Below are 9,278 nucleotides of genomic sequence, written 5' to 3'. Positions count from 1 at the left end.
GCCACCAGACCGTCGCCGACGCGCTCGCAGGCATCGGCGCCGGCCCGCACGGCGGCGTTGACCGCGCCGGTCTCGCCGCGCACCAGCACGGTCACATAGCCGCCGCCGACGAACTCGCGGCCGATCAGCCGCACCTCGGCGGCCTTGGTCATCGCGTCAGCCGCCTCGATCGCCGGCACCAGACCACGGGTCTCGATCATGCCGAGCGCAATGCCAACTCTTTCGCCTGCCATTTGTGTCTTCTCCGTCAGAGACTTCATGCCGCGTTGGTCGCGGTCCGAATCGATTCAAACGAACCCTTGCCCGGCCCTAGGCCGCCTTGTCGCGCGGCATTGCCGACGCCGCGCCGTTGCTGGCCGCCGGCTTGGCCACCGTCTCCGGCGCCCAAGCATCGATGATCCCGCCGATGGTGAGATCGGTCATGATGTCCGGATCGCCCATCGCATAACGCCCGGCGGAGCCCTCCACCGTGAAGACCCAGTTGCCGGGGCGGGTGCCGACAGGATCGGTCGCCACCACCAGCTTGCCCTTGAGATCCTTGAGCACGCGCAAACTGCAGTGGCGTAGCCCCGCGATGCGCTCGGTGCAATACAGCGTGCCGACGACCTGGCTGATCTGCATGCGGCACCTCAGCGCTCGGCGTCCGGATCCCAGTCGTCGATGATGCCGACGATGGTGAGATCGCTCGGATAGGCCTTGCTGCCGGCCGCCTCGCGCGCCGCCGAGCTGCCGACACAGATCACCCAGTCGTCCGGCTTGCAGCCGACCGCATCCACCGCCACCAGTTGCGCGCTGCCGTCCTGCACCACCTGCAGATGCTTGTGCTCGAACGCCGGAATCCGGTAGGTCGAGACCAACGGCTTGAGAACCTTGCAAATCTTCATTGGCCTTTCGCGCCTCAGTGAGCCGCGCTCGCCGGCGCGTCCAATGACGAACCGACGATCTCGATCGGCGCGGCGGCATCGCAGTCGCGCACCGCGCGCAGGCAATGCAGCATGCCGTCGGCACAGAGCTGCGGGTAACGCGCCTTGAGCGCGGCGGCGATGCGCTCGCAGTGCGCGACCGCGCGCTCGCGCGCGCCGGGCACGCCGCCGTGGTAGTCGTAGCGGACGATGATCGGCACCGGCAGCCCGCGATTGACGTTCAGGCCGGTGAAGATCTTGATGCCGACATCGAGATCGGCGGCGCCCTCCTCGACCGTGCCCAAATAGGCGAAATAGGTCAGGTTGCGCAGCTGGATCTCCTCGAAGCCGATGCCGGCGCCGATGAAACGCTCGGCATGGCCGATGTCGGCATAGCCGCCGGCGTGGTACTGGCGAACATAATCGATCTGCGAGAGGTTGCGTTCGATCAGCCCGCCGATCAGCCGCACCATGCCGTCCGGCAGCGCCGCACCGCCGGCCTTGCCCGGCGCATGCGCGCGCACCAGTTCGGCGATGCGCGCGCGCGCCTGGGTCGGGTCCATGCTACGGGTGATCTCGTAGACCTTGGTCGCGTCGAGCCAATGCTCGAGATCGCAGTAGCCCTCGGCGTCCGGCACATGCACCCGGATCGCATCGGTATCGGTGTCCAGGCCGACCAGCAGCAGATCGACCGAGGCGCCGCAGCAGAAGCTGTTCTCGATCGCCTGCCGGAACGCCTTCAGCCGCTCCAGCCCGGCGCGGGCGGCGGCGGCATCGTCGGAGCCGTGCGCGGCGCAGCCTTGATGGATCGGATCGACCGAACTGCCGTGATACATCACCACCTTCAGATAGCGGGTCGGCGCGTCGGCGGTATTCGGGATGCCCTCGCGAAAACGCCTCAGCTCGGTCTCGACCCACTTCTCGACCGTGTTCTCGATATCGAACAGGGAGCCGGCGTAGGACTTGCGCCGCACCCGCCCGTAGGGCAGGCGCAGCACATAGCTGATCGCATGCGCCAGGCGGCCGTCGGCGCAGGGCGTGACGTCCATCAGATGGAAGCCGCAGGCGAGCAGTTCCTGCTCGAACGCCTCGCCATCGCGCCCGCCGAGCGGATCGGCGGTGAAGAAGGCGTCGCTCATCCGGTGATAGGTCTTGAACACGCAGGCGGCGAACAGCCGTCGCATGTCGAGCCCGGTGATCCAGGCGCTCTCGAGGATGCCGTCGGGCAGCTCGAAGCCGAGTTCGGCGCGCGCGATCCGCTGCGCACGCTCGACGAAGTCCGGCTCGCAGCGCTCGGCGGCGATGCGCTTGAGCACCGGCACCAGATGATCGAAGGCATGCTTGACCGATGATTCGTACTCATAGAGCCGCGCATTGGCCTGAGCATCGGTCAGCGGATGCGGCGTGGACGCGAAGGCGCTGGCCTGAACGCCTGCCTGAGCGCCGACCTGAACACTGGGCCGAGCACCCGGCTGAGCGGTCATCTGAGCACCCGGCTGAACCCTGGTCTGAAGTCCGGTCTGAACCTGGGGCCGACGCTGGGTCTTCAGGCTCGATGGCCCGGGCGGCGCTGGCCGTGGCGGACGCGTGGGCCGGGTCGGCCCGCGCCCGAGATTGGCCGGACGCTCGGTCCTGTCGCGCTTTGCAACCGCCGCGCCCGGCTCCATCGCCGACGCACCGCCGCCCTGTTCCGTGCGGGCAGGCGCGGTCGCGGGCGGCAGGCCGCGGGGACTGCGGCTCAGACTGCGCGAGCGCGGTGATGGTCGATGGCGGATGGGCATGGATCTCTCTGAATCGAGGCGATGTCGCTAAGGCCTGCTCTGCGCGCTGGCTCAGCCGCGCGCACCACCGGAGTAGGTAATCAAGGCACCGCGGTCGGTACTCCCGGCACTGCCAGTGACCCGGCTCGTCGGTTGCGGCACCTCTTCGTTACGCTTGGTCTCGATCGAGGGCATGGCGCTCATCACCCCCGGTCGGGTCGGGTTGCGACGCCGCGCCGAGCTGCCCTCGGTGCCGGTCACGCGCTCGCCGCGATCCCAGTCATCGCCGGTGATCTTCTTGCCCGCCGACTGGCCTTCGCCAGTGATGCGCGAGCGCGCGGCGGCCGCTCCGGCGGCAGGGGCCTCGGAGCCGGGCGCGGATCCCGGGTTGGGGTTGGGGTTGGGGTTGGGCTCGGGCGTGAGCAGATCCGGGCGCGCGCGCCGGCTGTCGAAGCGAAATTGCTCGGTGCCGGTGATCTTGCCCGTGCCCATCCCGAACGGACCGGTGATGTGGCGATTCGATTCGTAACTGGTACCGGTCACCTGGCTGCGCTGCCTTTCCTCGAAGGCCGCGCGCGCGGGCGAGCTGACGCTAAAGCCTTGTCCTGGCGCTGGCGTCGATCCTGGCGCCGGCGCGGAGGTTGGCGACAATGCGGGGGCCGGAACGTCCCCGCCCAGGTCCAGAGGCCGTGGGAAGTCCGGCTGCCCAGGCTCGGCGGCCTTGCTGGCATCATCGGTCGCGCAAACACTCGCGAACTGGTCCGCGCCGACATAGGGAGTGCCCGTCAAGGACTCGCAGGCGCCTTTGGCGGCACCGGTCATGACGCCGCCGATCCCCGGTTGGATGCCGGTCATGCTTGGACCCGGTGTCCCCGCCATGAGGGGCGTGCGGGCCTTGATCTCCCGCTGCTGATCGGACGCGCAGTAATCGGCGGCCTGCTCGAGGCCCGCATAGGGGGTGCCGGTCACCGCTTTACAGGTCCCTGGCTCGTCGCCGGTGACCTTGTTCGAGCGGCCGGTCTGGGTGCCGGAGACGCGATGGCCCTGGTTGGTCATCGACTGCCCGACCTTGGGCGCCTCGGGCTGCGGGATGATCTCGCAGAAGGACTCGTACTGGGCGCGATCGGCATACTGATCGCCGGTCACCAGCCGACAGGTGCCGGGCTCGTCGCCGGTCACGCGCGCGGCGCGCCCGACCCGAGTGCCGGTGACCGTGCCTCCCGAGAGGGTCGCCGAGGTGCCGACCTTGGGGGGCGCCGAGCGATCGGTCGGAATCTCCGAGGCGGCCGTGTACTGGGTTCCGGTCGGCACCACATGGGCGCCGAGTTCATCGCCGGTGACCTTACCGGAACGCCCGACCATGGTTCCAGACAGCCCCTGGCCGCTGAGGGTCAGGGCGACACCGGTCTCGCGCGGCTCCGGCGCCGGGCGCGTGTTGCAGTAGCTTTGATATTGATCGGGCGACAGATATTGCGTCCCGGTCACGTTCGTGCAGGTGCCTGGCTCATTGCCGGTGACCTTGGGCGAGCGCCCGACCTCGTTACCGGTGACATAGTTGCCATAGCCGGTCGGGCTGACGCCAATCTTGCTGATCGCCGGCGCCGGCTCGGTCTGACAGAATTCCCGGAAGATATCGGCTCCCATGTACTCGGTGCCGGTGATGGTGCGGCAGGTGCTGGGCTCGTCGCCGGTGGTCTTCTGGCTGCGGCCGACGCGGGTACCGGTGACGAATTGGCCCTGGACGGTCTCGCTGACGCCGACCTTCCACGGCTGGTCCGCAGCGGCGCCGGTGCGCGAACGGCGCACCCGACCCGCCGGCGGCGACTTGCGTTCACCGGCGCCGCCATTGGAGCTGCGCTGCGCCCGCACCTGCTGCGCGAGTTCGCGCCCGCTGAGCTTTGGATTCGCCTGACGCGCGATGCCCGCCACCGAACTCGGCACATTGGTCGCGCCCTTGCCGCGGCCACTGAGCGCCGAGCGCCGCGCCTGGGCGACCGCGCGACCGGCCGGCTTCAACGCCAACGTCGGATTCGGCTTACGGTTGCGGCCGTTCGCCGTCGTCCCGTTGCCGTTCTTGGCGCGGCTCGGGGCCGGCGCCGAGAGCGACAGCGAAGGCAGGTTCGTCGTGTCGAGGCGGGCCTGGGCCTGCTTGCATTTGCCGCCGCATTGGCACTCGCCCTTGGTCTGCTCGGCGCGCGTCGGTGACGCCGAGCGCGAACCGGCCCGGTCGGCGACGCGAGGATCGCGCACCCGATCGCCGCTCCGCTGGGCGCGGCGGCCGTCGCGCGCGAGCTTGGCCCGCCGCTGGCGCGCGAACTCGCGGCTCGCCTGCGCCGGATTTTGCGGGATTGCGCGATGGCGCTGCGGACTGGCCGCCGTGGAGAAACCGAGGCTCGGGCTTGGATTCGATGCGCGCGCCGGGGCCGCGCTGGCCGACGCCGGCTCGGGCCGGGCGCGCTCGGGAGCAGGCGCGGGAGCGCGCTCGGTGCGCGGAGCCCGCGTGCGCTCGCGCGTCGATTGCACCAAACCCTGCTTGCCCTGGGACGACAGGGCACGCCGGCGGGCCAGGGCCGCCTCGCGGCCGCTCGATCTCAGGTTCGCTATGCTTGCCATGGGTAATTCCGTGGGGCTATCGGGGTGGCTGTCCGTCGTCGCCGGGCGGGCGGGCAGCTCGGGAGAGTGCATCGCTTGCCGGACCGCAGCACCCGCCAAGTGCTGAAAGACCGAGAAGGCGAAGGTCGACATCGTTGACGCCTGCTCTCCGGCGCGGCACCGGTCACGGACTCAGTGCCCGCAACCGCGCTGATCGGAGACAGCGCTCGGCCGGCGCGCTAGGCGCGGCCTTGGAAGACCACGAAGCACGAGCCCTGACTTTGGGTGTAGTTGTCGTAGCCGGTGATGCGCACATGGTGGTCGGGATAGGCGCGGTGACAGGCCTCGAGCTCCGAGGCGACGTTGCCGAGGTCCTGCTCGCCGAAGAACGGCAGCTTCCACATGGTCCAGTAGTCGTCCATCGCGCCGCTCGGATGGACGTGCTCGATGGCCGGCGTCCAACCTTGCGCGATGATGTAGGCGATCTGGTCATAGATCTCTTGCTGCGACATCGGCGGCAAGAAGCTGAAGGTCTCGAGGGTGCGCTTGGTCTGGTAGTCGCCCATGGTGGCTTGCAAGGACATGGCGGATACTCCTAATCAATACGGTGCGATCGTGAAGGCGGTGGCCGATGGCGAGGCGCCGGACCCAGGAACAGGCGCACGCCGCGCGGTTGCTCCCGGGTCCGGTTCCGAGCGGGATCAGGCGTCGAGCTTATCGACGGTCTCGAACTCGAATTTGATCTCCTTCCAGGTCTCCATCGCGATGGCCAGCTCGGGGCTGTGCTTGGCGGCCTCGGAGAGGATCTCGCGCGCCTCTTTCTCGATCTCGCGGCCTTCGTTGCGGGCCTTGACCGAGGCCTCGAGGGCGACACGGTTGGCCGCGGCGCCAGCGGCGTTGCCCCAAGGGTGGCCCTGGGTACCACCACCGAACTGCAGCATGGAGTCGTCGCCGAAGATGGTCACCAGCGCCGGCATGTGCCAGACGTGGATGCCGCCGGAGGCGACGGCCATGACGCCGGGCAGCGAGCCCCAGTCCTGATCGAAGAAGACACCACGCGAGCGATCTTCCGGCACGAAGGACTCGCGCAGCTGGTCGACGAAGCCGAGCGTGGACTGACGGTCGCCCTCGAGCTTGCCGACCACGGTGCCGGTGTGCAGGTGGTCACCGCCGGACAGACGCAGGCACTTGGCCAGCACGCGGAAGTGGATACCGTGCTTCGGATGCCGGTCGATGACCGCATGCATCGCGCGGTGGATGTGCAGCAGCATGCCGTTCTCGCGGCACCAGTTGGCCAGACCGGTGTTGGCGGTGAAGCCACCGGTGAGGAAGTCGTGCATGATGATCGGCGAGCCGACCTCCTTGGCGAACTCGGCGCGCTTGTACATCTCCTCGGGCGTCGAGGCGGTCACGTTCAGGTAATGCCCCTTGCGCTCGCCGGTCTCCTGCTGGGCCTTCTGGATGGCCTCGCCGACGAACTCGAAGCGGTCGCGCCAGCGCATGAAGGGCTGCGAGTTGACGTTCTCGTCGTCCTTGGTCATGTCCAGGCCGCCGCGCAGGCACTCGTAGACCGCGCGGCCGTAGTTCTTCGCCGAGAGACCGAGCTTCGGCTTGATGGTGGCGCCGAGCATCGGCCGGCCATATTTGTTCAGGCGGTCGCGCTCGAGCTGGATGCCCGCCGGCGGGCCGCCGCAGGTCTTGATATAGGCGATCGGGAAGCGGATGTCTTCCAGGCGCAGATGGCGCAGGGCCTTGAAACCGAACACGTTACCGACCAGCGAGGTCAGCACGTTGACGACCGAGCCCTCCTCGAACAGATCGATCGGGTAGGCGACGAAGGCGTAGAAGGACTCGTTGTCGCCGGGCACGTCCTCGATGCGATAGGCACGGCCCTTGTAGTACTCAAGGTCGGTCAGCAGCTCCGACCAGACGGTCGACCAGGTGCCGGTCGAGGATTCGGCGGCGACGGCAGCGGCAACCTCTTCGCGCGGGACGCCAGGCTGACCGGTGCACTTGAAGCAAGCCAGCAGGTCGGTGTCGAGAGGGACATAGTCGGGGGTCCAGTACATGTCCCGGTATTCTTTAACACCGGCGTCGTACTTTTTGCTCATGCTCAGCTCCTATGGGTCTGTTCTGCGTCTGCTTCGCTTGATCCGGGTTGCCTAACTCAGGATCGTGATCGGAAGGGTTTCGGCATCTGCCGCTAAAAACTCGATAACCATACGCCGCACACAGTCTTCAGCTGAAATCGATAGTTTCGATCATAAGGATCGATTTTTATCTATGAGGAAGCTGTTCCGCAGCGCCGTTTTAGTGCGCTCGGCACCATAAACGAGCCGCAACGGGGCAGCAATAGCCACTATCGGCATGCGCGCATCACATTGATTCAGATCAATGGGTCGAGCGTTTGACAGGGAAACTTGGCCGGGATCTCGCCGCCGGGATCTCGCCTCGGACCGGCCAGCGCCCCCGACACGGATTTAGAAGCGCACGCGCACGCGATAGGTTAGGCGCGCTTCCGATTCGGCCGGAACCTCGAGCCTCCAGAGCACAGTGTTGGCGTTGCCTGCCTCATGCGGGGCACTCTCTTCCAACATCGTCCAGTCGCCTGGAATGCGCTCCTGCACCACCACCTGCTCTGCCTCCGGCTTGGCATTCTTGATCAGGATTTCGTAGGCGCCCTCGAACTGGTACTGCCAAGGCCCGCCGCTGCCCGACAATTTCTTGAACGCCGTCTGCTTGCGCTCGGCGGTGACGTCGAACGACTGGCCGAGCCTCAGGCGCAGGGTCTCGTTCTTGGGCCTGTGGTCGATGCGGTCCTCGCCGATGAACTGGGCGTGCCCTTGGCTATCGCGCTGGTAGATGCGCACGATGCCCGCCGGCAATGGCAGCCCGAGATTCGAGGCCTCATCGTTGGTCGCCGTGAGATACACGGTCACCGCCAGCTTTTCGGCAAGCGCGCCGCGCGGCTCGCGATAGGCGCGCTCATCGCCTTGGATCAGGAGTTCCTTGCCCACCCTCACCCCAGGCGCGTCGAGCAAGGCGACCTGCTTGGTCTGGTTGTCGGCGATGGTGGTCGGATGCGCGAGCGCATAGAGGTGGTACTCGAACAGACTCTCCTCGCGCATGCTGGGCGCCGACGCGGCCGCGCGCAGTTCCATCGCCTCGTGGCGGGGCGCCTGGCTGGCCTCCTTGACCTGATTCACGTCACCCGCCACCAACTGCAGCTGGGCGTTCCGATAGCGGGTACCGCTGCGGTTGGTCAGCGTCACCCAGCCGGCGAGATCGAGCCGCTGCTCGTCGGCCGAGAGTTCACCGACATAATCGGCCTTCCAGCTCAAGCCACCGCTGAGATAGCTCAGCTCGAGCAACCGACGACCGGCCTCCGGGCTCTCCAGCGCCAGCACCAAGGTCGGGCGATCACGCAGGCTCGCCGGGATATCGCGGTAGACGATACGTCCCGGAACCTGCCCGGACGGGAAGGTCTCGATGCGATCGCCGACGCGCAGCACCACGCCATCGTTGGCGGCAAGCACCGTCGCTGACTCCTCGGTTTTCTCGCCGGTGCTCGGATGCGTGCTCACCAGACCGACCTCGCGGCCGACGTACTTCTCGAGCAGGGCGGCCGGAGTCAGCAGATCGAAATCGAAATTCTGCTCGACGACCCGCGGGGCGACGCCTTCAATGGCGCGCAGCAGCGCGGTCTCGGGACGCATGCGCGCGCTCACATCCCGGAATGCCAGCGTGCCGCGCCCGGCGGGCAGCTCGATCCGACGCCGGTCGCGGATCAACGCCAGATCATCGTTGTAGATGGTCACCGCCACGGCCGTCTGATCCGCGAGCGTGCTGCGCGATTCCGTCGCCGCCGGCGCGGTCGTCGAAGCATCCGTCGCCGTTTCGCTCTGCGCCATGGTCACCTCCGATAGGACGAGCAGTGCCAACGGACAACAGGCAAGGGCCAGGGTCACTCTCATGTTTCTCACCTCGGTGCATCTTCAGCGATCGTCTTGACGTACCATAGCAG

Annotated in this window: 8 protein-coding genes; all 8 read right to left on the bottom strand. The window is 67.5% G+C overall.

Features of this window, described 5'->3' with window-relative positions; translation table 11 throughout:
- On the bottom strand, nt 1–233 hold a 233-nt coding region (locus tag ACLFQI_RS08450; RefSeq protein WP_410758467.1), incomplete at its 3' end, for a BMC domain-containing protein.
- Between the two features lie 76 nt (nt 234–309).
- Nucleotides 310–621: a carboxysome peptide B gene (locus tag ACLFQI_RS08445; RefSeq protein ID WP_410758466.1), complete on the bottom strand. Its 312-nt coding sequence runs from the start codon at nt 619–621 to the stop codon at nt 310–312.
- An 8-nt stretch (nt 622–629) separates the two neighbouring features.
- On the bottom strand, nt 630–884 hold the full coding sequence (locus ACLFQI_RS08440; protein WP_410758465.1) for a carboxysome peptide A: 255 nt from the start codon (nt 882–884) through the stop codon (nt 630–632).
- A gap of 14 nt (nt 885–898) precedes the next feature.
- Nucleotides 899–2,386 (bottom strand): carboxysome shell carbonic anhydrase, encoded by a 1,488-nt coding sequence (locus ACLFQI_RS08435; RefSeq protein WP_410758464.1) that lies wholly within the window; start codon nt 2,384–2,386, stop codon nt 899–901.
- Nucleotides 2,387–2,734: 348 nt separating this feature from the next.
- Complete coding sequence (locus ACLFQI_RS08430; protein WP_410758463.1) at nt 2,735–5,275, bottom strand: CsoS2 family carboxysome shell protein; 2,541 nt, start codon at nt 5,273–5,275, stop codon at nt 2,735–2,737.
- A gap of 218 nt (nt 5,276–5,493) precedes the next feature.
- Nucleotides 5,494–5,838, bottom strand: a complete 345-nt coding sequence (locus tag ACLFQI_RS08425) for a ribulose bisphosphate carboxylase small subunit (protein ID WP_410758462.1) — start codon at nt 5,836–5,838, stop codon at nt 5,494–5,496.
- Between the two features lie 117 nt (nt 5,839–5,955).
- Nucleotides 5,956–7,365: a form I ribulose bisphosphate carboxylase large subunit gene (locus tag ACLFQI_RS08420; RefSeq protein WP_410758461.1), complete on the bottom strand. Its 1,410-nt coding sequence runs from the start codon at nt 7,363–7,365 to the stop codon at nt 5,956–5,958.
- Between the two features lie 369 nt (nt 7,366–7,734).
- Nucleotides 7,735–9,228: a DUF4139 domain-containing protein gene (locus tag ACLFQI_RS08415; protein WP_410758460.1), complete on the bottom strand. Its 1,494-nt coding sequence runs from the start codon at nt 9,226–9,228 to the stop codon at nt 7,735–7,737.
- Nucleotides 9,229–9,278 lie beyond the last annotated feature (50 nt).

Source organism: Halochromatium sp. (assembly GCF_046541315.1).
Lineage (GTDB): Bacteria > Pseudomonadota > Gammaproteobacteria > Chromatiales > Chromatiaceae > Lamprobacter.
The sequence above is the reverse complement of the archived record's forward strand: the minus strand, read 5'-3'. Positions and strand labels throughout refer to the sequence as shown.

What these genes read in the sequence shown, in the direction of transcription:
- ACLFQI_RS08435 (WP_410758464.1), bottom strand. Translation starts at nt 2,386, where the DNA reads ATGACCGCTCAGCCGGGTGCTCGGCCCAGTGTTCAGGTCGGCGCTCAG.
- ACLFQI_RS08420 (WP_410758461.1), bottom strand. Translation starts at nt 7,365, where the DNA reads ATGAGCAAAAAGTACGACGCCGGTGTTAAAGAATACCGGGACATGTAC.
- ACLFQI_RS08440 (WP_410758465.1), bottom strand. Translation starts at nt 884, where the DNA reads ATGAAGATTTGCAAGGTTCTCAAGCCGTTGGTCTCGACCTACCGGATT.
- ACLFQI_RS08415 (WP_410758460.1), bottom strand. Translation starts at nt 9,228, where the DNA reads ATGAGAGTGACCCTGGCCCTTGCCTGTTGTCCGTTGGCACTGCTCGTC.
- ACLFQI_RS08425 (WP_410758462.1), bottom strand. Translation starts at nt 5,838, where the DNA reads ATGTCCTTGCAAGCCACCATGGGCGACTACCAGACCAAGCGCACCCTC.
- ACLFQI_RS08430 (WP_410758463.1), bottom strand. Translation starts at nt 5,275, where the DNA reads ATGGCAAGCATAGCGAACCTGAGATCGAGCGGCCGCGAGGCGGCCCTG.
- ACLFQI_RS08445 (WP_410758466.1), bottom strand. Translation starts at nt 621, where the DNA reads ATGCAGATCAGCCAGGTCGTCGGCACGCTGTATTGCACCGAGCGCATC.